This window comes from Kribbella sp. NPDC003557 (assembly GCF_040610805.1).
In the GTDB taxonomy this organism is placed as follows: domain Bacteria; phylum Actinomycetota; class Actinomycetes; order Propionibacteriales; family Kribbellaceae; genus Kribbella.
Window position 1 is genome coordinate 1,131,767 of record NZ_JBEXMY010000001.1, and the last position, 22,555, is coordinate 1,154,321.

20 protein-coding genes are annotated in these 22,555 nt (G+C 69.8%); 8 read left to right on the forward strand and 12 right to left on the reverse strand.

Annotated features, from left to right (window positions below):
- Positions 1-871 precede the first annotated feature (871 nt).
- Positions 872-1,873 (forward strand): neutral zinc metallopeptidase, encoded by a 1,002-nt coding sequence (locus tag ABZW60_RS05415; protein ID WP_355474282.1) that lies wholly within the window; start codon positions 872-874, stop codon positions 1,871-1,873.
- 48 nt (positions 1,874-1,921) lie between these two features.
- Here ABZW60_RS05415 and ABZW60_RS05420 read toward each other — a convergent pair whose 3' ends face one another.
- The gene (locus tag ABZW60_RS05420; protein WP_355474284.1) at positions 1,922-3,622 is read right to left on the reverse strand and encodes a DUF2207 domain-containing protein; all 1,701 of its coding nucleotides are present in this window, start codon (positions 3,620-3,622) and stop codon (positions 1,922-1,924) included.
- 67 nt (positions 3,623-3,689) lie between these two features.
- On the opposite strand from ABZW60_RS05420, the gene ABZW60_RS05425 reads away from it, so the two are divergent.
- The 3 genes from ABZW60_RS05425 to ABZW60_RS05435 all read left to right on the forward strand — a co-directional run bounded on the left by ABZW60_RS05425 (position 3,690) and on the right by ABZW60_RS05435 (position 10,204).
- Positions 3,690-4,847 (forward strand): neutral zinc metallopeptidase, encoded by a 1,158-nt coding sequence (locus ABZW60_RS05425; protein WP_355474285.1) that lies wholly within the window; start codon positions 3,690-3,692, stop codon positions 4,845-4,847.
- Positions 4,848-4,955: 108 nt separating this feature from the next.
- Positions 4,956-8,906: a Pls/PosA family non-ribosomal peptide synthetase gene (locus ABZW60_RS05430; protein WP_355474287.1), complete on the forward strand. Its 3,951-nt coding sequence runs from the start codon at positions 4,956-4,958 to the stop codon at positions 8,904-8,906.
- Complete coding sequence (locus ABZW60_RS05435; RefSeq protein ID WP_355474289.1) at positions 8,906-10,204, forward strand: M1 family metallopeptidase; 1,299 nt, start codon at positions 8,906-8,908, stop codon at positions 10,202-10,204. Before ABZW60_RS05430 ends, ABZW60_RS05435 begins: the two co-directional genes overlap by 1 nt.
- Here the strand turns inward: ABZW60_RS05435 and ABZW60_RS05440 are convergent.
- Positions 10,201-11,064, reverse strand: a complete 864-nt coding sequence (locus ABZW60_RS05440) for a LysR family transcriptional regulator (RefSeq protein ID WP_355474291.1) — start codon at positions 11,062-11,064, stop codon at positions 10,201-10,203. The genes ABZW60_RS05435 and ABZW60_RS05440 overlap by 4 nt on opposite strands.
- 70 nt (positions 11,065-11,134) lie before the next feature.
- Here ABZW60_RS05440 and ABZW60_RS05445 point away from each other — a divergent pair, with 70 nt between their 5' ends.
- The gene (locus ABZW60_RS05445; protein ID WP_355474293.1) at positions 11,135-12,100 is read left to right on the forward strand and encodes a nitrilase family protein; all 966 of its coding nucleotides are present in this window, start codon (positions 11,135-11,137) and stop codon (positions 12,098-12,100) included.
- Here the strand turns inward: ABZW60_RS05445 and ispF are convergent.
- The 3 genes from ispF to ABZW60_RS05460 are packed head-to-tail and all read right to left on the reverse strand — an operon-like array spanning position 12,094 to position 13,773.
- Positions 12,094-12,564, reverse strand: coding sequence for a 2-C-methyl-D-erythritol 2,4-cyclodiphosphate synthase (gene ispF, locus ABZW60_RS05450; RefSeq protein WP_355474295.1), 471 nt, complete (start codon positions 12,562-12,564; stop codon positions 12,094-12,096). The two genes, ABZW60_RS05445 and ispF, sit on opposite strands and share 7 nt — an antisense overlap.
- Positions 12,561-13,259, reverse strand: a complete 699-nt coding sequence (ispD, locus tag ABZW60_RS05455) for a 2-C-methyl-D-erythritol 4-phosphate cytidylyltransferase (RefSeq protein WP_355474297.1) — start codon at positions 13,257-13,259, stop codon at positions 12,561-12,563. The genes ispF and ispD overlap by 4 nt, the downstream gene beginning before the upstream one ends.
- A 28-nt stretch (positions 13,260-13,287) precedes the next feature.
- Positions 13,288-13,773 (reverse strand): CarD family transcriptional regulator, encoded by a 486-nt coding sequence (locus ABZW60_RS05460; RefSeq protein ID WP_130446326.1) that lies wholly within the window; start codon positions 13,771-13,773, stop codon positions 13,288-13,290.
- A 309-nt stretch (positions 13,774-14,082) separates the two neighbouring features.
- Here ABZW60_RS05460 and ABZW60_RS05465 point away from each other — a divergent pair, with 309 nt between their 5' ends.
- Positions 14,083-14,721 (forward strand): hypothetical protein, encoded by a 639-nt coding sequence (locus ABZW60_RS05465; RefSeq protein WP_355474298.1) that lies wholly within the window; start codon positions 14,083-14,085, stop codon positions 14,719-14,721.
- Between the two features lie 105 nt (positions 14,722-14,826).
- Here the strand turns inward: ABZW60_RS05465 and ABZW60_RS05470 are convergent, their stop codons facing one another.
- The 3 genes from ABZW60_RS05470 to ABZW60_RS05480 all read right to left on the reverse strand — a co-directional run bounded on the left by ABZW60_RS05470 (position 14,827) and on the right by ABZW60_RS05480 (position 17,818).
- Positions 14,827-15,846 carry an iron-siderophore ABC transporter substrate-binding protein gene (locus ABZW60_RS05470; protein ID WP_355474300.1) on the reverse strand — a complete coding sequence of 340 codons (1,020 nt, stop codon included), beginning with the start codon at positions 15,844-15,846 and terminating at the stop codon, positions 14,827-14,829.
- Between the two features lie 80 nt (positions 15,847-15,926).
- On the reverse strand, positions 15,927-16,604 hold the full coding sequence (locus tag ABZW60_RS05475) for a response regulator transcription factor (protein ID WP_133787236.1): 678 nt from the start codon (positions 16,602-16,604) through the stop codon (positions 15,927-15,929).
- On the reverse strand, positions 16,601-17,818 hold the full coding sequence (locus ABZW60_RS05480; RefSeq protein ID WP_355474302.1) for an ATP-binding protein: 1,218 nt from the start codon (positions 17,816-17,818) through the stop codon (positions 16,601-16,603). The genes ABZW60_RS05475 and ABZW60_RS05480 overlap by 4 nt, the downstream gene beginning before the upstream one ends.
- Positions 17,819-18,014: 196 nt before the next feature.
- Between ABZW60_RS05480 and phoU the strand changes: the two genes are divergently transcribed.
- Positions 18,015-18,722, forward strand: coding sequence for a phosphate signaling complex protein PhoU (phoU, locus tag ABZW60_RS05485; RefSeq protein WP_355474304.1), 708 nt, complete (start codon positions 18,015-18,017; stop codon positions 18,720-18,722).
- A gap of 98 nt (positions 18,723-18,820) precedes the next feature.
- On the opposite strand, the gene ABZW60_RS05490 is transcribed toward phoU, so the two are convergent.
- The 4 genes from ABZW60_RS05490 to ABZW60_RS05505 form a co-directional block, all read right to left on the reverse strand.
- Complete coding sequence (locus ABZW60_RS05490) at positions 18,821-19,507, reverse strand: dihydrofolate reductase family protein (RefSeq protein ID WP_355474306.1); 687 nt, start codon at positions 19,505-19,507, stop codon at positions 18,821-18,823.
- Positions 19,507-19,929 carry an SRPBCC family protein gene (locus ABZW60_RS05495; protein WP_355474308.1) on the reverse strand — a complete coding sequence of 141 codons (423 nt, stop codon included), beginning with the start codon at positions 19,927-19,929 and terminating at the stop codon, positions 19,507-19,509. The genes ABZW60_RS05490 and ABZW60_RS05495 overlap by 1 nt, the downstream gene beginning before the upstream one ends.
- 68 nt (positions 19,930-19,997) lie before the next feature.
- A complete protein-coding gene (locus ABZW60_RS05500; RefSeq protein WP_355474310.1) occupies positions 19,998-20,351 on the reverse strand; it encodes a metalloregulator ArsR/SmtB family transcription factor in 354 nt (117 codons plus the stop codon).
- 475 nt (positions 20,352-20,826) lie between these two features.
- Positions 20,827-21,093 (reverse strand): hypothetical protein, encoded by a 267-nt coding sequence (locus tag ABZW60_RS05505; RefSeq protein WP_355474312.1) that lies wholly within the window; start codon positions 21,091-21,093, stop codon positions 20,827-20,829.
- Between the two features lie 59 nt (positions 21,094-21,152).
- On the opposite strand from ABZW60_RS05505, the gene ABZW60_RS05510 reads away from it, so the two are divergent.
- Entirely contained in the window at positions 21,153-22,313 is a 1,161-nt protein-coding gene (locus tag ABZW60_RS05510; protein WP_355474314.1) for a helix-turn-helix transcriptional regulator, read from the forward strand.
- Positions 22,314-22,555 lie beyond the last annotated feature (242 nt).

Here is a 22,555-nt window from a genome sequence, read left to right on the forward strand (position 1 = left end):
AGGCCCCACCCAGCCCAGCTCCCCATGGAGCGGCCCACCGCAGAGAGGTCCGCAGCAGAGCGGTCCGGGGCAGTCGGGCCGTTCCCGGCCCGGTTCGTCGCAACCCAGCCCTTCGCAGCCCAGCCCTTCGCAGCCCGGACCTTCGCAGCCCGGACCTTCGCAATCCGGACCTTCGCAATCCGGACCTTCGCAATCCGGCTCGCCTTGGGCCGGTCCGTCGCAGGGCGGTCAGTCGCAGTCCGGGCCGGGGCAGTCCGGGCCGGGGCTGTCCGGGCCGCGGGGTAGCAACTCCCCGAGCGGCCCAGCGCAGGCCGGTCCTGGGCAGTCTGGCTCGTGGCAGGCCGGGGCGACGCCGCCGGGGCCTCCGGCTACCAGTCCTTGGCAGTCGAACCCTCAGCAGTCGGGTCCGCGGCAGAGCCGTCCCCAGTCCGGTCCCTCCCAGCCGAGCCAGCAGCAGCCGAACCAGCCTGGGCCGGGCCAGTCTCAGCCGAACCAGCCGTCCCAGGGCACGTCCCAGCCGGACTCGCAGGCCGCGGGCGGGTCCTGGGGTACTCAGTCCTGGACCCTGCAGACCGGCGCCACCCAAGGCAACTCCCAGACCGACTCACCACAGTCCGGCGGGCAGGGTGGGGCGGGGTGGTCGGCTACGGGGCAGTCTGGGTCCAGCGCCTGGCAGTCCTCGCCTTCGCAGCAGCAGCCGACTCGGCCTCAGCAGGGCGGGCCGCACTCCGAAGGCTCCTACCTGTGGGGCCCGCAAGGCGGACAGAGCCAGCAGCCGTCCTCCCCGTGGAGCAACGCCCTCCCGCCGCAGCAGCAGACCGGCGCCCGCCACGCCGCCCCACAGGGCAACCAAGGCAACCAGATCGGCCCGATGGGTCAGCCAGTCCAGCAGTCGCCGAACTGGCAGTACCCGCCGATCCCGATCCCGCAGCCACCGGGCGGCCGGCGGCGGCGTAAGAAGAAGGTCTCCCGCACGCTGCTGATCGGCCTGGTCGTGCTCGCGGTTCTCGTCGTCGGCGGCGGCGTCACGCTGCTCGTCCGCGGCCTCGGCGGCGGCGAGCCCGAGGCCAAGCAGACCCCGACGACGGCCCCGTCCTCGGAGACCCCGTCCCAAACGCCGTCGGAGAGCCCGTCCCCGTCGACACCCCGCGGCCCGACGGTCGACGAGGTCGTGAAGGGCAGCCGGCTGTACTCGATCGGCCCGGTCGCCGCGTCGAAGTGCGCGGAGCCGCCGTTCGCACCGGTCACCGTCGCGGCAGCGCAGCAGTACTACAACCGCCTGCTGCCCTGCCTGAACCGCACCTGGTGGCTGGCGATGAAGAAGGCGAACCTGCCGTTCCGCAACCCGAAGGCCGTCGTGTACGTCGGCAAGGTCCCCTCGCCGTGCGGCATCCAGCGCAGCGGGCGGGCGGCGTACTGCGCCGCGAACGAGACCATCTACCTGCCGTTCAGCCTCGACAACGGGTACTACAAGAGCAACCCGGTCTACACCCGGGCGATCATGCTGAACACGTTCGTCCACGAGTACGGCCACCACGTCCAGAAGCTGACCGGGATCCTCGCCGCGTCGATGTCACGGCAGCAGAGCATGACGCCGAACCAGAAGCTGACCGAGAGCCGCCGGCGCGAGCTGCAGGCGACCTGTCTCGGCGCGGTCTACCTCGGCGCGAACGCGCTGTACATCCCGATGAACGGCGTGCTGCTGAACAACTGGAAGTACCTGATCTCGCACTCGGGTGACGACTACGCCCGGCCGCGGGTGCACGACCACGGCAACCGGGTCAGCAACTACCAGTGGTCCATCAGCGGCTACAACACCAAGAAGCCGGACTCCTGCAACACCTTCACCGCGGCCGACGTCCGGGTGAACTAGACCGCGGGACCTGACCGCGGTACGGCGACCACACGGGGCCGCCGCCCGTCAGCCGAAGAGCCGACGGGCGGTGGTCAGCGAGCCGCCGAACGAGGTCACGAAGTTGCTGAGCGACTCCCCGATGTCGGACAGGTGCCAGTTCTCCGGACCGGAGTACCAGCCGATGCCCGCGTCGGGGTCGTCGTCGTCATCGGTGGCGGCGATCTCCAGCGCCCACTTCTCGGTCAGCCCGAGCACCGCGGCGTACGGCAGGCAGCGGGACGCGAACTCGAGCCGGTGGCTGTGCGGCAGGCTGGCCGATGACTCGTTGGCCAGGTAGTGCTGCAGACCCGCGACCCGGCCCAGCACGGCGGCGCCGCGCGCGGTGCGGGCCGGTGCGGCCTGACCGACGAGGGCGAGCACCAGGCCGGCCGCCATCACAGCGAGACCGACCAGGGCGAACTTGCTGACGATCGCGAGCACGATGGTCAGTACGACGCCGGCGCCGAGCAGCACCACGCCCGCGGTGGTCCACCGGTTCCGGACCGCGTCCGGACGGTTGTTGAACCAGCCCTGCGTGACGACGTCGGCGTACAGCTGCTCGCGGACCAGGTTGAGCCGCGGCCGCAGCGACGGCCCGAGCGCGGAGACGAGCACCGTGTCGCCGTCGGCGAACACCGCGTCCAGCAGGGCCTTCTCGTACGCCAGCAGCTCGGGGCCGCCCGGGTGCAGCCGCTGCAGCTCCCAGTCCAGCTTGCCGAAGTGCGACTCGCGCGGCTGCTCGACGATGGTCAGGTAGTTGCGTACGGCAAGGTCCAGCAGGGTCGCGGTGATGTCGACGACGTCGGCCGTCTCGTCCACGACCGTGCCGACCTGGCCCGGCCGGATGCCGTCCGGAGCCGCGAACTGCGGGCCGTCCGCCCCGTCCAGCACCGGCCGCTCCGGCGCGCCGTCACCCACCTTCGCGGCGTCCCGGCCGCGGAAGAACCACAGGCCGACCGCACCGAGCAGTCCGAGCCCGAACACGAGCACCGCCAGGCCGCCGGTGGTCGTGTCGACGGTGAACGCCCGCCCGAGCGACCAGCGAGTGGAGTACTGCGCGTTGGGCTGCACGTTCGCCTGATCGCTCAGCCCGGTCAGGAACGTCACCCGGCCGCCGGCGGGTACGCCGTTCTGCTGGATCTCCAGCGCGGCCGACTCGCCCAGCTGGGACGACGTGCACGGCATGCTCGACCCGGAACGGCCGGCGAAGCAGGTCACCCAGGTCGCGAACGGGACGCCGACGCTCAGCTCGGCCTTCGGGATCGACGTGGTGAAGCCCTGCACGATCGGCCAGCTCACCTGGCGGCCGTCGATCGAGTCGGCGACCACGTTGTCCACGGTGTAGCTGTAGACGATCTTCGACTGCCCGGACACGTTCAGCGTCAGCTTGCGGCCGTCGTCGGTGCCCTCGTTCCGGAAGCCCTGGGCGGGCTGCCCGTTCACGGTCGCGGACACGTCCTTCAGCTCGTACGTCCGGTCGCGCTCGGCGTCGGACCGCACCCGGTCGGCCAGCGTGCGGCTGAACGTCGTACCGCCTGCGGTCAGGTCGACCGTCTCCTTGACCTGCAGCTCACCGTCCTTGGTCAGCGTCGCGTCCGCGGAGTACGCCGTGATCTGGTCGTCGGCCAGGGACCCGGCCTGGGCAGGCAGCATGCCGAGAGCAACGACCAGCGGGGCGGTCAGGGGCATCAGCAGGGCAGCCGTGAGGAGGCGGCGCTTCGGTGACATGGGTCGAGAGTAGTCTCGTGCCGGTTCGTGCAGCGAACTTGACCGACCGACCCATGGAGGCCAGAGCGTGAGCAGCCCGTACGGCTACGGCGGACCGCCGCAAGGCAGGCCGGTCGGCCCACCGCCCGGTGTGCTGCCCCCACCGCAGGCCGCGCCGTGGCCGCCGCAGCAGGGCCAGTACGGACCAGGACCGGTGCAAGGCCCCGGGCAAGGCGCGCCGTACGCCGGCCAGCCATACCCCGGTCAGCAGTACCCCGGTCAGCAGTACCCGCCCCAGTGGCAGCCGTACTACGGTCCGGGGCAGTTCAACGGGTTCCAGCCGCCGCGTAAGCGGGGCGGGCCGCTGCGGCTGGTCCTGCTCGGCTTCGTGCTTCTCACCTTCATCGGCGTATCCGTGGCGGTGCTGGCCGCGCTGCTGGGTTCCAGCGGCACGGACACGACTGCTGAGCCCAAGGTGAGCGGGCCGTCGATCGTGCCGACGCCTACCACGACCCCGCAGAAGGGCACCGCCGAGGACTTCCTGCTGAACGCGGACGTCTACCGCACCGGTCCGCTGACGGAGCAGAACTGCCCGGCGGCCAACCTGGGCAGCGGCAGCCTGGCGTCGCAGAAGGTCTACTACCAGCGTCTCTTCAAGTGCCTGAACGACGCGTGGCGCCCGGTCTTCCACGAGCTCGGCCAGGACAAGCCGGACCCGGGGCTGGTCGTGTTCGACCAGCCGGTGACGACCGCGTGCGGCAACTTCCAGCCGCTGTCCGGACGGGTGCTGGCGTTCTACTGCTACGGCAACCAGGTGATGTACGTCGACGTGAAGCAGATGAACAAGGCGTTCGGCCCGCAGCAGGACCTGGCGTATCTGATGACGATCGCGCACGAGTACGGTCACCACGTCCAAGGCATCACAGGACTGTTCTACGCCCGTATGGCGTATCTCCAGGACCACCCGGACGAGAAGCTGGAGAGCTCACGGCGCAACGAGCTGCAGGCCTCCTGCTTCGGCGGCGTGTTCAGCAAGGCGGTCGCGAAGTCGTACCCGCTGACGGACCGGCTGGACGAGTTCAAGGAACAGTCCAGCAACAGCTTCGGCGAGTCACCGAGCACCCCCGAGGACGAACGCACCCACGGCCTGGCAACCAGCCAGGGCTTCTGGATCCAGAACGGCTTCAACATCGGCGAAAACAAGGCCTGCGACACCTTCGCGGTACCAACAGACCTCGTGAAGTAACCGACCGGCACCTCCGCTCCTCCACGATCTCGAACAAGCGGTTGATGGACGTGCCCACTGTTTGCTTCGGGTTATCGGGGTGGTAACCGGGCGGCGTAATATTCGGCCGTGACGTTGCGACGCGGGAGGCTGGCGGCGGCGGCGCGGACGTTGGTCGAGGTGTTCGAGGAGACGGCCGGGCGGTACGCCGACGAGCCCGCGCTGGACGACGGGAGCGTCAGCCTCAGTTACCGCGAGTTGCTGGAACAGACCACCAAGTTCGCCGGCCGGCTGACCGCGGCGGGAATCGGTCCGGGTGACCGGGTCGGCATCCGGATCTCGTCGGGGCACAACGACCTGTACGTCGCGATTCTCGGCACCCTGCAGGCCGGCGCCGCCTACGTCCCGGTCGACGCCGACGACCCGGAGGAGCGCGCCGAGCTGGTCTTCGGCGAGGCGGCCGTCGCGGCCACCGTCGGTGACGAGCTCGAGCTGACCCTCACCCGCCCGTACCAGCCGCCGCTCACCGACAACGACGCGGCCAACGGCGCCTTCGACTACCCGTACTCCGCCCGTATGGACACCACGAGCGCAACGGAGTCCCCACGCGGCGCGGCCGGCCCCGAGCCCGCCGACGACGCCTGGATCATCTTCACCTCGGGCTCGACCGGCGTACCGAAAGGTGTCGCGGTCACGCACCGCTCGGCCGCGGCGTTCGTGGACGCCGAGGCCCGGCTGTTCCTGCAGGACGAGCCGATCGGGCCCGACGACCGGGTCCTGGCCGGCCTGTCCGTCGCGTTCGACGCGTCCTGCGAGGAGATGTGGCTGGCCTGGCGGTACGGCGCCTGCCTGGTGCCCGCGCCGCGCTCACTGGTCCGCACCGGTATGGACCTCGGCCCGTGGCTGGTTGCCCAAGGCATCACGATCGTCTCGACCGTGCCGACGCTCGCCGCGCTCTGGCCGCCGGACGCCCTCGACCAGGTCCGGCTGCTGATCTTCGGCGGCGAGGCCTGTCCGCCGGAGCTGGCCGAGCGGCTGGCGATCGACGGCCGCGAGGTCTGGAACACGTACGGCCCGACCGAGGCCACCGTCGTCGCCTGCGCGGCGCGGCTCACCGGCGAGGGTCCGGTCCGGATCGGCCTCCCGCTGGACGGCTGGGACCTCGCCGTCGTAGATGCCGCAGGCAACGAAGTCGCCGACGGTGAGATCGGCGAGCTGATCATCGGCGGCGTCGGCCTGGCCCGGTACCTGGACCCGGTCAAGGACGCCGAGAAGTTCGCCCCGATGCCGGCCCTCGGCTGGGAGCGCGCGTACCGCAGCGGCGACCTGGTGCGGTCCGACCCGCTGGGCCTGCTGTTCCAGGGCCGGGCCGACGAGCAGGTGAAGCTCGGCGGCCGGCGGATCGAGCTCGGCGAGGTCGACGCGGCCCTGCAGGCGCTCCCGGGTGTGTCCGGCGCGGCCGCTGCCGTCCGCAACAGCGCCGCCGGCAATCAGCTCCTCGTCGGGTACGTCGTACCGGACGATCCGGACGCGTTCGAGACGGCCAAGGCCACCGAGCGGCTCCGCGAGGGGCTGCCGGCCGCGCTCGTACCGTTGCTGGCGATCGTCGACACCCTGCCGACCAGGACCTCCGGCAAGGTCGACCGCAACGCGCTGCCGTGGCCGCTGGCCGGCATGGACAGTGACGGCCCGGCCGCGGACCTCGACGGCACCGCGGGCTGGCTGGCCGAGCGCTGGACGAAGGTGCTCGGCGCCAAGGTCACCGGCGCCGACAACGACTTCTTCCTGCACGGCGGCGGCAGTCTCGCCGCGGCGCAGCTGGTCTCCGCGCTGCGCGAGCGGTACCCGGAGGTCACCGTCGGCGACATCTACGAGTACCCGCGTCTCGGTGCTCTGGCCGACCGGCTCGACGACGTCCAGCCGGTGACGCACGAGCCGGTCGACGTGCGCGAGATCCGGCCGACCCCGAAGAGCACACAGGTCCTGCAGACCGCGCTGACGCTGATCCTGCAGAGCGTCGTCGGCGTCCGCTGGCTGGTCTACCTGTTCACGCTGAACAACCTCCTCGCCGCACTGGTCGAGCCGCTGCCGTGGGCGCGGACCGTGTCCTGGTGGTGGATCCTGGCGGGCTGGCTGGTGCTGATCACCCCGGCGGGCCGGATGGGCATCGCAGTCGTCGGCGCCCGCATCCTGCTGCGCGGAGTGAAACCCGGGACGTACCCGCGCGGCGGCAACGTCCACGTCCGGCTCTGGGCCGCCGAGAACCTCTCCGACGCGGCCGGCGCCGCCAACCTCGCGGGCGCCCCCTGGATCGCGTACTACGCCCGGGCGCTCGGCGCGAAGATCGGCCGCGGCGTGGACCTGCACACGCTGCCGCCGGTGACCGGCATGCTCACGATGGGCCGCGGCGCCTCGATCGAGCCCGAGGTCGACCTGGCCGGCTACTGGATCGACGGCGACCGGCTGCACATCGGCCCGGTCTCGGTCGGCGCGGACGCGGTCGTCGGTTCCCGCAGCACGCTGCTCCCGGGCACCGAGATCGGCCGCAGCGCCGAGATCATGGCCGGCTCGGCCGTGTCCGGGAAGGTCCCCGAGAACGAACGCTGGTCCGGCTCCCCCGCGGCCCGGATCGGCCGCGCCCGGCACCCGTGGCCCGACCATCGCCCGGCCCGCGCGCCGTGGTGGGTGGCGGCGTACGGCGCCCAGTCGGCGGTGATGTCGCTGATCCCGGTGGCGGGAGCCGCCGCGGCGTTCGCGGTCCTCGGCAACGCGCTGCGCGGCACCCAGGACCTGCAGGACGCGGCGCTGCACGCGCTCGGCGCGGTGCCGCTGATGACGCTGGTCGGCTTCGCCACCATCGCGGTCCTCACGCTGATCGGCGTGCGGCTGCTCGGGATCGGGATCAAGCCCGGCCACTACCCGGTCCGCAGCCGGATCGGGTGGCAGGTCTGGGCCACCGAGCGCCTCCTCGACTCGGCGCGCACCCTGCTCTTCCCGTTGTACGCGAGCCTGCTGACGCCGTGGTGGCTGCGGGCGCTGGGCGCGAAGATCGGCCGCGACGTCGAGGCGTCGACGGTCCTGCTGCTCCCGAAGATGACCACCGTCGGCGAGGGCGCGTTCCTCGCCGACGACACGATGATCGCGTCGTACGAGCTCGGCGGCGGCTGGCTGCACGTGGCCGGCGCGAAGGTCGGCAAACGCGCCTTCCTGGGGAACTCCGGGATGACGGCGCCCGGCCGCAGCGTCCCGAAGAACGGCCTGGTCGCGGTGCTGTCCGCGGCGCCGAAGAAGTCCAAGGCCGGTACGTCGTGGCTCGGCTCGCCGCCGGTGAAGCTGCGCCGCCGGGCCGTCGCGGGCGACCAGAGCCGGACGTTCAACCCGCCGTCCAAGCTCAAGGTGGCGCGCGCCCTGGTCGAGCTGTGCCGGTTCGTGCCGATGATGTGCACGGTCCTGATCGCGCTCGGCGTCCTGTTCGCGCTGCAGCGGCTCGACCTGTGGCTCGGCCCGTGGTGGACGATGCTGCTGTCCGGCCCCGTGATCCTCACCGCCGGCGCCGTCGCGGCAGGGATGGCGACCGTCGCCAAATGGGTCGTCGTGGGCCGCACGAGAGCCGTCGAGTATCCGCTGTGGAGCTCGTTCGTCTGGCGCAACGAGGTGGTCGACAGCTTCGTCGAGCTGGTCTCCGCGCCGTGGTTCGCGAACGCCGCCGCCGGTACGCCGGTGCTCAACCTCTGGCTGCGGTCACTCGGAGCGAAGATCGGCAAGGGCGTCTGGTGCGAGACGTACTGGTTACCGGAAGCGGATCTGGTCACCCTCGGCGACGGCGCCACGGTGAATCGCGGTTGCGTGCTGCAGACGCACCTTTTTCATGATCGAGTTCTCTCCATGAACACAGTCACCTTCGGGCCCGGAGCGACCCTCGGCCCACACGGCATCGTCCTCCCGGCCGCCGGGATCGGAGCAGGGGCTACCATCGGCCCGGTGTCTCTCGTGATGCGTGGTGAAGGTGTGCCCGCCGGTACGCGCTGGGCCGGGAACCCCATTGCTCCCTGGCAGCACAGCGCTCCCTGGCAGGGCTGATGGTTGACCCGTATGTGCCCACCCACGGGAACCCCGGCTACCACGTCGAGTCGTACGACCTGGACCTCGACTACCGCGTCAACAGCAACCGGCTGACCGGCAAGGCGACGATCACCGCGTTCGCCACCGAGCGGCTGTCCCGGTTCAGCTTCGACCTGTCCGGTCTGCGGGTGTCGAAGGTGTCGGTCAACGGCCGCCGCCCGCAGCGCTTCACCCAGCGCGCGGGCAAGCTCTACATCACCGCGAACATCCCGGACGGCGCCGAGTTCTCGGTCGACATCCAGTACGGCGGCAACCCGAAGCCCGAGGACAGCCCGTGGGGCGAGCTCGGCTGGGAGGAGCTCACCGAGGGCGTGATCGTCGCCAGTCAGCCGAGCGGCGCGGCCACCTGGTTCCCGTGCAACGACCACCCCGGCGACAAGGCGCACTACCGCATCGCGATCACCACCGACTCGCCGTACCACGTGGTCGCGAACGGGCGGCTGGTGTCCCGCCGGGTCAAGGCGAGCCGGACGACGTGGGTGTTCGACCAGGCGGCGCCGATGGCGACGTACCTGGCGACCGTGCAGATCGGGCGGTACGACGAGGTGGACCTGGCCACGGCGCCCGTGACGATCCGCGGCGCGCTGCCGTCCGGGCGGATCCGCGAGTTCCGGCACGACTTCGGGCGGCAGCAGGACATGATGAAGCTGTTCAGCCGGCAGTTCGGGCCGTACCCGTTCGGCGGGTACACGGTGGTGGTGACCGACGACCCGCTGGAGATCCCGCTCGAGGCGCAGGGCATCTCGGTGTTCGGCAGCAACCACGTCGACGGGCGGAACGGCTCGGAGCGGCTGGTCGCGCACGAGCTGGCGCACCAGTGGTTCGGCAACAGCCTGACACCGGCGAGCTGGCAGCACATCTGGCTGAACGAGGGCTTCGCCTGCTACGCCGAGTGGCTGTGGTCGGAGGAATCGCGCGGGCTGACCGCGGACCAGCAGGTGGCCAAGGCGCATTCGCGGTTGCGGGGCCTGCCGCAGGACCTGATGCTGTCGGATCCGGGGCCGGACCTGATGTTCGACGACCGCCTCTACAAACGCGGCGCGATCACGCTGCACGTCCTGCGCAAGCACCTCGGCGACGACGCGTTCTTCGAGCTGCTGCGCACCTGGACCAGGACGCACCGGCACGGATCGGTCACGACTGCCGAGTTCATCGCGCTGGCCACGACGTTCAGCCCGGACGAGGAGGCGCTGCGGCACCTGTTCGCCGCCTGGCTCGACTCGTACGAGCTGCCGCCGTTGCCGCGCAGGCGCTAGGTCCTCGCGACCTCTGCGGCGGCCTTCACGAAGCGTTCCGTCAGTGGCGTCCTCCGTGCCCAGGCGGCGCCTGTCCACCAGGTGGCGGCGCGGCCGGGCAGCGGGACCAGGCGGACCTCGGGCGGGGCGATCCGCTCCGCGGTCTGCGGTACGACGGCCGGTCCGACGCCGGCCGCGGTGAGGGCGAGGACGGTCTGCAGGTCACCCGCCTCCTGGAGTACTTGCGGGCGGCAACCAAGCTCGGCGTACAGCGTGTTGATCTGGGCCGTCAGGCCCGGTCCACGGCCGGGCGTCAGGCGGACCAGCGGCCGTGCGTCGATCCAGCCGGCCAGATCGCGCGGCAACTCCTGGCCGGCCGGTACGGCGAGTGAGAGCCGGTCCCGTCGTAACCGAAGGTGTTCGAGCCCCGCGGGCACCGGCAGCCGGACGAAGCCGATGTGCAGACTGCCGGCGAGCAACCGCTCGCACTGCAGCGCCGACGACATGTCCTCGAGCGAGATCGTCACTCCCGGCCACCGGCTCCGGAACAGTGCCACCGCCCGCGGCGCCAGCTCGATCCCGGACAGACCGAACCCGATCGCCAGCGATCCCTCGGCCCCGGAGGCGACCTGGGCGGCCCGCCGTTCGAAGGCCTCCGAGCGGTCCAGCAACTCCAGAGCGTCAGCAAGCAGCAGCTCGCCCGCCGCCGTCAACCGGGCGCCGTGGCGGCCCCGGTCGAACAGCACCGCGCCGACCCGGCGCTCCAGCACCTGGATCTGCTTGGTCAGCGCCGGCTGGCTGGTCGACAGCTCCGCGGCCGCCGCGCCGAAGTTCCGCAGCCTGGCGACCGTGACGAACGCCCGGAGCAAACGGAGATCCATAACCCCAGGATATGGAACTGCGCCGAACGGCTATTGGACGTCATAGATGTCAGCGCGTTTCGATGGGTGTATGACGTTCATTCGCGCAGCCGTTGTCCAGTTCGAGCCGAGCCCCGACGACCCGGCCACCAATCTCGCCACGGTCGAGCGGCTGGCCCGGGACGCGGTCGGCGACGGCGCCCGGCTGGTCGTGTTCCCGGAGATGTGCCTGCTCGGCTACTGGCATCTGCGGCGTCAGACCCCGGCGCGGTTGCGCGAGCTCGCGCAGCCGGCGGACGGGCCGCAGGTCGGCCGGGTGCTTGCCCTCGCCAAGGAACTCGACGCCGGGATCGGGGTCGGGTTCCTGGAAGATGCCGACGGCACGTTGTTCAACTCCTACGCCGTCTGCCTGCCGGACGGGCGGGTGGAGGTGCATCGCAAGCTGCACGCCTTCGAGCACGAGGCGATCGCGAGCGGGTCGTCGTACACGGTCTTCGACACGCCGTGGGGGTTCCGGGCGGGGGTGCTGATCTGCTGGGACAACAACCTGGTCGAGAACGTCCGGATCACCGCGTTGCTCGGCGCAACCGTTCTGCTCGCGCCGCATCAGACCGGCGGGACCGACTCCCGCAGTCCGCACGGGATGAAGCCGATCCCGTTGTCCGTGTGGGAGAACCGGGCCACGGATCCTGCGGCTGTGGCGGAGGCGTTCGACGGGCCGAGCGGGCGCGGCTGGCTGATGCGGTGGTTGCCGGCGCGGGCCCATGACAACGGCTTGTTCGTGTTGTTCAGCAACGGCGTCGGGCGCGACGACGACGAGGTGCGCACCGGCAACAGCATGATCCTCGACCCGTACGGCCGGATCGTCGCCGAGACCCCCGTCCCGGACGAGGCGGTGGTCACCGCCGACCTGGACCTGTCCCTGGTGCCGCTGGCAACGGGGCGCCGCTGGCTCCGCGGCCGCCGCCCCGAGCTCTACAGCCTCCTGACCCGACCCCTCGGCAACGAACTGGATCCCCGCGCCGCCAGGTTCTCGAGGGATCCGGTGGATCAGTAGATGAGGGCGGTGGCGAGGGCGGCGATGCCTTCGCCTCGGCCGGTCAGGCCCAGTCCGTCGGTCGTGGTGGCGCTGACCGAGACCTCGGCGTCGCAGGCGGCGCTCAGCGCCTTCTCGGCTTCTTCGCGGCGGGGGGCGAATCTCGGGCGGTTCGCAACGATCTGGACCGTGACGTTGCCGATCTCGAAGCCGGCCGCGCGGACCCGGCGGGCCGCTTCGGCCAGGAGCGCGACGCCGGACGCACCGGCCCACTCGGGCTCGGCGGTGCCGAAGTTCGAGCCGAGGTCGCCGAGCCGCGCCGCACTCAGCAGTGCGTCGCAGATCGCGTGCGCCGCCACGTCGCCGTCGGAATGACCCGACGGCCCGGACGTCTCCTCCGGCCAGTGCAGGCCGGCCAGCCACATCGGGCGGCCTTCCTCCAACGGATGCACGTCGATACCGTTGCCGACCCGCGGGAGTTTCACCCGAGCCGCCTCTCTGCCAGCAGTGCCTCGGCCAGCAGCAGATCCTGCGGCCGGGTCACCTTGAACGCATCCACCGAACCCTCGACCGTCCGCACCGTCACCCCGAGCCGCTCACACATCATCGCGTCGTCGGTCACGCCGGCATCCGCGCCGGCCGCATGCGCGCGCCGCAACACCTCGGGTGCGAACCCCTGCGGCGTCTGCACCGCGACCAGACTCGACCGGTCGGGCGTGTCGACCACCTCACCCGCCGGACCGACCCGCTTGATCGTGTCCGTCACCGGCACCACGGGTACGACGGCCTCGGCGCCGGCCCGCACCGCCGCGACCACCCGCTCGATCGCCTCGACCGGGACGAACGCCCGCGCCGCGTCGTGGACCAGGATGCAGTCGATCCCGTCGACCGGCACCACGTCCAACGCCGCCCGCACCGAGTCGGCCCGCTCACCGCCGCCCGCCACGACGAGCAGCCGCGCGTCCCCGACGTACGGCGTCAGCTCCTTGGCGACCGTCTCCTCGGAGCCGGCCGGCACGGCGACCACGAAACAGACGAGGTCGGCGGCGTCCGCTGCCTTCAGGCCACGCACCGCGTGGACCAGCAGCGAGTCGCCACCGACCTCTCGAAACGCTTTCGGGGTCTCACCACCGAGTCGCAGCCCCAGCCCGGCCGCGGGAATCACGACCGCGCTACTCATACAAGCTGCTTCGGACTGCGTTCGGCTGTTAGGAGGCGAGGACCTCGTCGAGGATGGCCTCGGCCTTGTCCTCGTTGGTGTGCTCGGCCAGCGCCAGCTCGGAGACCAGGATCTGACGAGCCTTCGCCAGCATCCGCTTCTCACCGGCGGACAGGCCGCGGTCACGCTCACGGCGCCACAGGTCACGGACGACCTCTGCCACCTTCAGCACGTCACCGGAGTGCAGCTTCTCCAGGTTCGCCTTGTAACGTCGCGACCAGTTGGTCGGCTCCTCCGTGTGCGGTGCACGCAGCACGTCGAAGACGCGCTCCAGGCCGGCCTGATCCACGACGTCACGCACGCCGACGAGATCGAGGTTGCACGCGGGGACCCGGACGACCAGGTCGTTCTGAGCGACGATCCTCAAGACCAGATAGGTCTTGTCCTCACCTTTGATCTGACGGGTCTCGATGTCCTCGATGACGGCCGCTCCGTGATTGGGGTAAACAACCGTCTCGCCGACTGTGAAAGTCATGTGTGAAGTGCCCCTTTCCGAGATCTATCCTACCACGCGGTCGGTGGTCCGGTTGGGGCGTTTGCGCTGGTCAGGGCCCACATCCCGCCTTGACAAACGCTCGACCGCATGCCTCGTGCGCGCGCGCACAGCTGCTCCGGACACCGCCGCGGACCCCCGCCGGAGGCATCCCGGCGTCCGGCTCGCCGACGCCGAGGGCTACGCTGTGGTGCGCCGGAGGCCGCTGCCTGACGGTGTCCACAGACGGTTCGCGATCGCCGCACACCGTGCCGCGACAGACCCGAAACAGCTTGCACGAGAGGGATTCCAGTGCCGATCACGTTGTCCTCGCGGTTCGCCCGGCGCGCCGCGCTGGCGGGTGCCGCCGCCACTCTCAGTATCGCGCTGGCGGCGTGCAGCGCGAGCTTCTCCGCGCCGACCCTGCAGCCGTACCAGGCCGCCGAGGGCACCAACGTCGAGTCCGGCCAGCTGAAGATCCGCAACATGCTGGTGCTGGCCGACGCCGACGGCAAGGGCGAGTTGCACAGCGTGGTCGTCAACGACGGCGACACCGCGGACACCCTGGTCAGCATCAAGCAGGCCCCGCCCGGGACGTCGGACGGCCAGGCCGGCGGCGACCAGCCGACCGAGGTCACCTTCACGGGGATCACCGAGCCGGTCGAGCTCGCGCCGCACTCCGCCCTGCTCCTGCCGGGCACCGGCGCCGAGAAGCCGGCCGCCGAGAGCAGCACCTCCCCGAGCACGACCCCGTCCGCCACTCCGACCGAGACCCCGTCGGCCCCGACCCCGGGCGCCGAGGACGGCGGTCCGACGGTCGTGGTGACCGGCGCGAAGCCCGGCCAGATGGTCAACGTGACGATCACCTTCGGCACCGCGGCGCCGATCTCCACCTACATCCCGGTTCTCACCGAGGACCACTACTCGCCGTCCGCCGCCCCGGCCGAGTAACGACCCCGCACGGCAGGAACGGGCCGCCCGGCGCGGGACGGCCCGTTCCCGGGTACGACGAGCCGGTGGCCACGGCTCGTCGTACCGGCTTTCAACCCTGCGCGCTCAGCCCTTGCTCGCCGAGGCTGCCTTCGACAGGCCCGGGAGGACCTTGTCGAGGACCCACGGGACGCTCAGCACGCTGACCGCGCTCATCCCCGAGATCACCTGCTGGTCCTGCAGCGCGTAGGCGCCGCCGTTCTTGACCGCCTTGAGCGACGAGTAGACCGGGTCGGCCAGGAACTTCTGCGTCCCGATCCCGTCGACGTACGCGATCAGCACGTCCGCGTCGACGTCGGCGACCTTCTCCTTGCTGATCGCGAGCGAGAACTCCTTCTTGGTGTTGGTCTTCTCCAGCGCCTCCACCCCCGGCGCGTTCTTGAAGCCCATCTCGTTCAGGATCTGCACCCGCGGATCGCCCGGCATGTAGACGTAGTTGTCCGCGCCGAACGAGCCGACCGTGATGGTCTTGTCCTTGAACTCCGGGTGCTCGGCCGCGACCTGCTTGATCTTGTCCTGGATGCCGGTGATCAGCTTCTCCGCGTCGGCCTTCCGGCCGAGCGCCTCACCGACCAGCAGCGTCTGGTCCTGCCAGGTGGTCTGCCACGGCGCCCCCGGGTACGCGACGGTCGGCGCGATCCCGCTCAGGGTCTTGTACGTCGCCTCGTCGAAACCCTCGTACGGGGCCAGGATGACGTCCGGCTTGAGCGCCGCGATCTGCTCGAACGGGTACTTGTCACCGGTGTCCAGCAGCGTCGTCTTCGCCTTGTCGAACTTGCCGGTGTCCCACGCGGTGATGCCCTCGGGGGTCGGGCCGTAGGTGACCTTCGGCATCCCGACCGGGGTCTCGCCGAGTGCGTAGACCACGTCCTGGGCGTTCCAGCCGAGCGTGACGATCCGCTCCGGCTTCTCGGTGATGGTCGTCTCGCCGAACGTGTTCTTCAGCGTGACCGGGAACCCGGACTGTGCCGCTTCGGCCGACGACCCGGCCTGCTTGTCGCCGTCGTTGCCGCAGGCGGCCAGCGTGGTCGTGGCGAGCAGTACGGCGCTGACCGCACTGACGACCTTGCTACGGGACCAGGACATGAATGACTCTCCTTAGCTTGCCTCAACTAAGGAGAGCCTAAGCTAACCCAGCAGGCCGTCGCGACCCGCGGGGGTGTGACTCAGGACTCGAACTTGTAGCCCAGGCCACGCACCGTGACCAGGTGCTGCGGGTTCGACGGGTCCTTCTCGAGCTTCGAACGCAGCCGCTTGACGTGCACGTCGAGGGTCTTGGTGTCGCCCACGTAGTCGGCGCCCCAGATCCGGTCGATCAGCTGCCCCCGGGTGAGCACCCGGCCGGTGTTCCGCAGCAGCATCTCGAGCAGCTCGAACTCCTTCAGCGGGAGCCGGATCTCGGTCCCGGACACCGTCACCACGTGCCGCTCGACGTCCATCCGGACCGGGCCCGCCTCGAGCGTGTCCGGCAGCAGCTCGACGTCCTGGCCACGACGCAGTACCGCGCGGACGCGGGCGAGCAGCTCGCGCGGGCTGTACGGCTTGGTCACGTAGTCGTCCGCACCGAGCTCGAGCCCGACGACCTTGTCCACCTCGGTGTCCTTGGCGCTGACGATGATCACCGGGACGTTGCCCCGGCTGCGGAGCGCCCGGCACACCTCCGTGCCGGACAGACCCGGCAGCATCAGGTCGAGCAGGACGATGTCCGCACCGGCGCGGTCGTACTCGTCCAGCGCGTCCGGTCCGGTCTCCGCGACGGCGACCTCGAACCCCTCCTTGCGCAGCACGTACGACAGCGCGTCGCTGTAGCTCTCTTCGTCTTCGACGACCAGCACTCGGGTCACGAAGCTGTCTCCTTTGCGATCTGACCTGACGGGGTAGGCGTCAGGTGTGTTGCCGCCTCCTCCTGGCTGGCGGAGTCGGCCTGTCCCGATGCGGGGTCGAGCCGCAACGGAAGTCTCACGGTGAAGGTGGAGCCCTGACCCTCGACACTCCAGACCCGCACGTCACCGCCGTGGATCGAGGCGATGTGCTTGACGATCGAGAGGCCGAGACCGGTGCCGCCGGTCTCCCGGCTGCGGGCCCTGTCGACGCGGTAGAACCGCTCGAAGATGCGCTCCAGGTCGCCGCTCGGGATGCCCACGCCCTGGTCGGACACGGTCAGCTCGACCAGGTCGCCGATCGGGTGCGCGGCGACCGCGACCCGGGTGCCGTCCGGGCTGTAGTTGATCGCGTTCTCGACCAGGTTGCCGATGGCCATCGACAGCTGGTCCTCACTGCCCAGCACCTCGAGCTCCGGCTCGGTCTTCACCACGATCTTGATGTCGCGGTCCTCGGCGTCGATCCGGCAGCGGTCCACCGCCGCCTCGATGACCGCGTTGACGTCGACCGGGCCGGGATTCTCCAGCGGGTCGTCGCCCTGCAGCCGGGACAGCTCGATGATCTCCTTGACCAGCCGGCTCAGCCGGGACGCCTCGATCCGCATCCGGTCCGAGAACCGCTGCACCGCCTCCGGGTCGTCGGAGGCCTCCGAGACCGCGTCGGCCAGCAGGATCAGCGCGCCGACCGGGGTCTTCAGCTCGTGGCTGACGTTGACGGTGAAGTCCCGCCGGATCGCGTCCAGGCGGCGCTCCCGGGTGCGGTCCTCGACCAGCACCAGCACCAGCTGGCTGCCCAGCGGCGCCACCCGGGCGCTGACGTACTGCGTGGCGCCGAGCCGGCCGCGGACGATCTCCAGGTCCTGCTGGCGGATCTCGCCGTCGCGGCGGACCTGGCGGACCATGGTCAGGATGTCGTCGACCACCAGGCGCTCGCCGCGGACGATGCCGAGCACGTGCGCCGGGGCGCTGGCCTGGAGCACCTGGTCCTCGGGGCCCATCACCACCGCCGAGGAACGCAGAACCGACAGCACCGTGGCGACGCCGGAGGGCACGGCCGGCTCCGGGGACTCCGGGATCTTGCGCTGAGCGCGCTCCGACAGCATCATCGCGCCGAGCGAAAGCAGAGCCAGGGCCGCGCCGATGACGCCGCCCAGCACCGCCGCCAGCGTGGGGTCCACGGCAACGATGCTACGCGGGCGACCAGCAGGGAAAGACCGAATGAGCACCGGATGACCGGGACACGACTCAACTGTTCATCAGGCGTTCACCACTCGTCGCCGTCCGGCAACCTCGACGCCGTACGGTCACCGTTGGGCAGGGCACCACGCCGGTCCCCGCCGCGGCACCGGACACCACAGATCGGATTCGAACACCATGCGTGACACGTACCACGAGCAGCTCGACGACATCCTCGCCGAGCTGGAGCGGATGACGCGGACGGTGTCCACCGCCGTACGCCGGTCGACGTCGGCCCTGCTCGAGGCGGACATCCGCAAGGCCGAGGAGGTCATCGCGGCCGACATCCAGCTCGACGCCGCCGGTGAGGGCGTCGAGGAGAAAGTCTTCGAACTGATGGCCCGGCAGTCCCCGGTCGCCAACGAGCTGCGGATGCTGGTCGCCGCGCTGCGGATGGTCGCCGACCTGGAGCGGATGGGCGACCTGGCCGCGCACGTGTCCAAGATCGCCCGGATGCGGTACCCGGCGCCCGCGATCCCGACCGAGTTGCACGACGTGATCGAGTCGATGGGCTCGGTGGCCGGCAAGATGGTCGACGCGGCCGGTGACGTGATCGCCACCCGCGACGTCGAGGCGGCCGGGCGGCTCGAGGCCAGCGACGACGAGATGGACAAGCTACGCTCCAACCAGTTCCGGCTGATGATGGACGAGCACTGGCCGCACGGCGTCGAGGTCGCCGTCGACATGGCACTGCTCAGCCGGTACTACGAGCGCATCTCCGACCACGCCGTCGCGATGGCCCGCCGCGTCGTCTATCTGGTCACCGGCGAACTCCCGGTCGCCGTCGGCGGCACCGCGGCCGGCTCCGGCGCCGGTGCATCGACCCCCAACCCGAACGGCAACTGAGGTCGCCGCCGGGCTGGTTATCCATAGAGAGCAGAACCCCTACCACCTGCCGGGTGGTGGGGGTTCTGTTGTCTGCCTCGGGTGTTTGCCGCCCGTGTTTACCTCGCGTGGACGGCGTAGGTCAGGTGCGTCGGTCCGTGCGGCGACGGCTCCGAACGGATCGGCTCCAGCGCGATCCTGGACGCGTCGACGCCCTCGAACAGGCGGATGCCGGCGCCGAACAGCACCGGCGAGAGCGTGATCGAGAACTCGTCGACCAGGCCGGCGTTCAGGTACTGCAGCACCGTCGTGCCGCCGCCGGCGATGCGGACGTCGCGGTCACCCGCGGCCTTGCGGGCCTGGTCGAGGGCGGATTCGATGCCGGTGGTGACGAAGTGGAACGTCGTACCGCCGGGCCGCTCCCACGGCTCCCGCTCGGTGTGCGTCACGACGAACACCGGCGTGTGGAACGGCGCCTCCTCCGGCCAGGACAGCTCGCCGAGGTCGAACATCCGCCTGCCCATGACACTGGCGCCCGTACGCTCGAACGTCTCCCGCGCGCGGTCGTTGTCGCGGCCCTCGTCGCCGCCCTCGCCGAGCTTCAGGTTCTCCCGGAAGAAGCGCAGCGGGAACGTCCCCTGGTGCAGCTCGCCCCACTGCGACCGCCAGTGCTGCACCTCCGCGTCGTCCTGGTACTTCTCGGGCACCTTGAAGCTGTCCATGGCACGAACTCCCGCGGCGTGGGAGTCGGGCGCGACGAATCCGTCCAGCGACATCGTCAGCGCGAAGTACACCGTGCCGGCCATCAGGCCTCCAGCTCGGCGACGTAGGCAGCCAGGTTGTCCAGGGTCTGCCGGCCGCCCTCGATCGCGTGGTACTTCTCGACCGCCTCGTCGCGCAGCTCCTTGGTCGGGAACACCGTGCGCATCACGATCCGGGTCCCCGCGCCGTCCGGGGTGAAGGTCAGGACCGACTCGAACGCGTTCGGATCATCGCGCGACTCACCGTGACTGAGCGCGATCCGCTCGGGCGGGACGATCTCGGTCCAGGTGATCCATTCCTGGTAGTCGGTCCCGTCCGGCCCGTGCAGCACGAAGTCCCAATGCCCGCCGACGCGGAACTCGAAGGCCCGAGTCGTGGTCGTGAACCCCTTCGGCCCCCACCACTGCGCCAGATGCCGAACCTCGGTGAACACCTCGAACACCAACTCCCGAGGCGCCCCGATCACCCGACCGATCACAATCTCCCGCTCTGCCACCGCACCAGTCACCACGTGTTCTGTCCCTGCCATCCCGGTCAGTCCTCCTGCCGTGTGTCCTTGAGGTCCCGCACGTACGTCTCCAGCCGGTCGAAGCTCTCGTTCCAGTACTGCTCGAACCCACCGACCCACTCGTGAATAGGCCGAAGCCCGCGCGCATCCAGCCCGTACAGCCGCTGCTTCCCGTCCTTCCGGTCCCGCACCAGCCCCACCTCCCGCAGCACCCGCAGATGCTTCGACGCCCGAGGCTGACTCATCCCCAGCTCCAGAGCCAGATCCCCGACCGGCCACTCCCGCCCCCGCAACAACCCCAAAATCTCCCGCCGCTGCGGCTCAGCCACAGCGTTGAACACATCCGAAGTAGTCGCAGCCCGCGCCATGCGACTCATCATATGCCCATATAGGCATACGTCAAGCAGATGGAATCCACTTGGACGGGCGGGAGCTGCTCACGCGAAAGGACACGCCTTCGGCGTGGCTGTCTTCTTGCCGGCTTCGCCGGGTTGCGTAGCGTGCGGCCGGGCTGGTGTCGCGGCGTACGGCTGTCCAGCGGACGAAAGCGGCGCCATCGGTGGTCGTAGCGGACATGCCTGCGGCGCGACTGTTCTGCTGCTGGCTTCGCCGAAGTGCATCGCACCCTGCGGACCGGCTCCCGGCAAGCGACTGGCATCGCACAGGAACAGCCACGCCTCCGTCCGCCGGCGGCTGTGAAATCCGGGGACGCCTCTTTGGTGGAGCCGCCAGGTAACCAAGCAGAATTGGCGGCTGACTACCCGGCTGTCTTCTTGGGCCTGATCTCGCGAGCCCCTGTCCTAGCCGCGATGCCAGTGTGAGGCTTCGTCAGGAATCCAGCCCACAACGGGCGCGTCAGTCGCGAGGGTCGTACGGGCGCTGATCGAGCCACTGAGGACGATCCTCGGTGCCGTCGTCGAGCCATTCGGCACCGACCTCATCGCGATGGAATCCGCGGTGATCCCCGAGGACACAGGGCCTCTCGGTCACCCGGTTGATGCCGTCACAGTCGAAATCCTGGGCAGCTCGAAGGACAGGCCAGGTGCCTCCGTCCTTCGGTTCGCCCTGCGTCATTTGGTTCATGTCCGAAGCATCGCCACTACGAATCGTGATTTCGATCATTCCCGTGTATCCCGCTGAGACAGGATGCAGGGATACAGATGATGGTTGACACTTGTCGCATGGCCTTCGGAGAGCGCCTCAGGGAGTACCGCGATCATCGCGGCTGGTCGCTGGCGGATCTGGCCCGTGCAACGAACTACAGCCGTAGCTACCTGAGCAATGTCGAGAACGGCAGGAAGACCGCTACCGAGGACCTTGCGAGAGCCGTGGACAAGGCGCTGAGGGCGAAAGGTCAGCTGATCACAGCCGCACGCCAGGCCGTGGCCGCGAAGCTCAACGACACGCCTTGGCAGACCGCTGAGTTGGTAGCTCGGATTCAGGCGTCGGACACGACCTCCAACACCATCGAGTCCCTTCAGTCGACGGTCGAAGAACTGTGCTGCCAGTACAACCGCAGAGATGCCCTGGAACTGCGCTCAGAGGCTCACGAATGGCTTCAGCATGTAGGAGGCCTCCTGAAGCGTCCTGTGGGCCTGAGGGCTCATCAGGATCTGCTGGTTGCCGGTGGATGGCTCGCCCTGCTGGCGGGCTGTGTCGAATACGACCTGGGCATGGGCACGGCTGCAGAATCAACGAGAGTCGCCGCAATGCAGCTCGGTCTGGAAGCAGGGCACCCCGAGATTGTCGGCTGGGGCCACGAGATGACCGCCTGGTTCGCGCTCACACAGGGCAGATTCAAGCAGGCCGTCGACGTCTCTCAGAGAGGGCAAGCCGCAGCTCCCAACACCTCGGTGCACGTGCAGTTGATTGCTCAGGAAGCGAAGGCGAAAGCACGCCTCGGTGAATCTGGCCTACACCATCTGCTGGAGACCGGCAGAGAGCTACTCACTCGCCGGCCCTACCCCGACCGGCCCGACAATCATTTCAAGGTCGACCCGGCCAAATGGGATTACTACGCCGCTGACGTGCACAGGGTGGCAGGCGACAATGAACAGGCGAGTGAGTACGCGAGAACCGTCATTCACGACAACATCGCACCCGACGGCACCGAGCTGAGCCCGATGCGGATCGCGGAGAGCCGACTCATTCTCGGATTCGTCGCAGGACGCGACGGCGACCTTGAGCAGGCTGTCGGACTTGGCAGTCAGGGCCTCCGAGACGGGCGACAATCGAAGGTACACCTCCGGATGGTCGCGGGTGAGCTTGACCACGAGCTGAGACGACGCTTCCCCGGTGAAGGCCTTGTCACCGACTTCGAGGACGCCCTCAGAGCCATCTGAAGGCGCGATCAATCAGGTGGACGCCACAGGTCTGGCTATCGGGAACGTAGCGGACATGGACGCGGGCCTGGATGCTCAGCGTCCGCTGACCTGCGGCCACCGCCACAAGGCGAGCTCGTTCCAGTTGGCAGGCGCTCCCAGCGAATCGGTGCCGATGAGATCGGACGGCGGGAAGCTCAGGATCAGCTCGGCTACTCGTCCGGACCAACCGCAACCCGGATCGATGACACCGATCAGATAAT

Bases quoted from the DNA above. Each gene is read 5' to 3' on its own strand.
- ABZW60_RS05440 (WP_355474291.1), bottom strand. From the start codon at position 11,064: ATGGATCTCCGTTTGCTCCGGGCGTTCGTCACGGTCGCCAGGCTGCGG.
- ABZW60_RS05490 (WP_355474306.1), bottom strand. From the start codon at position 19,507: ATGGCCGGCACGGTGTACTTCGCGCTGACGATGTCGCTGGACGGATTC.
- ABZW60_RS05470 (WP_355474300.1), bottom strand. From the start codon at position 15,846: ATGTCCTGGTCCCGTAGCAAGGTCGTCAGTGCGGTCAGCGCCGTACTG.
- ABZW60_RS05415 (WP_355474282.1), top strand. From the start codon at position 872: ATGGGTCAGCCAGTCCAGCAGTCGCCGAACTGGCAGTACCCGCCGATC.
- ABZW60_RS05445 (WP_355474293.1), top strand. From the start codon at position 11,135: ATGACGTTCATTCGCGCAGCCGTTGTCCAGTTCGAGCCGAGCCCCGAC.
- ABZW60_RS05420 (WP_355474284.1), bottom strand. From the start codon at position 3,622: ATGTCACCGAAGCGCCGCCTCCTCACGGCTGCCCTGCTGATGCCCCTG.
- ABZW60_RS05460 (WP_130446326.1), bottom strand. From the start codon at position 13,773: ATGACTTTCACAGTCGGCGAGACGGTTGTTTACCCCAATCACGGAGCG.
- ABZW60_RS05510 (WP_355474314.1), top strand. From the start codon at position 21,153: ATGGCCTTCGGAGAGCGCCTCAGGGAGTACCGCGATCATCGCGGCTGG.
- ABZW60_RS05500 (WP_355474310.1), bottom strand. From the start codon at position 20,351: ATGATGAGTCGCATGGCGCGGGCTGCGACTACTTCGGATGTGTTCAAC.
- ABZW60_RS05505 (WP_355474312.1), bottom strand. From the start codon at position 21,093: ATGATCGAAATCACGATTCGTAGTGGCGATGCTTCGGACATGAACCAA.
- ispD (WP_355474297.1), bottom strand. From the start codon at position 13,259: ATGAGTAGCGCGGTCGTGATTCCCGCGGCCGGGCTGGGGCTGCGACTC.
- phoU (WP_355474304.1), top strand. From the start codon at position 18,015: ATGCGTGACACGTACCACGAGCAGCTCGACGACATCCTCGCCGAGCTG.
- ABZW60_RS05435 (WP_355474289.1), top strand. From the start codon at position 8,906: ATGGTTGACCCGTATGTGCCCACCCACGGGAACCCCGGCTACCACGTC.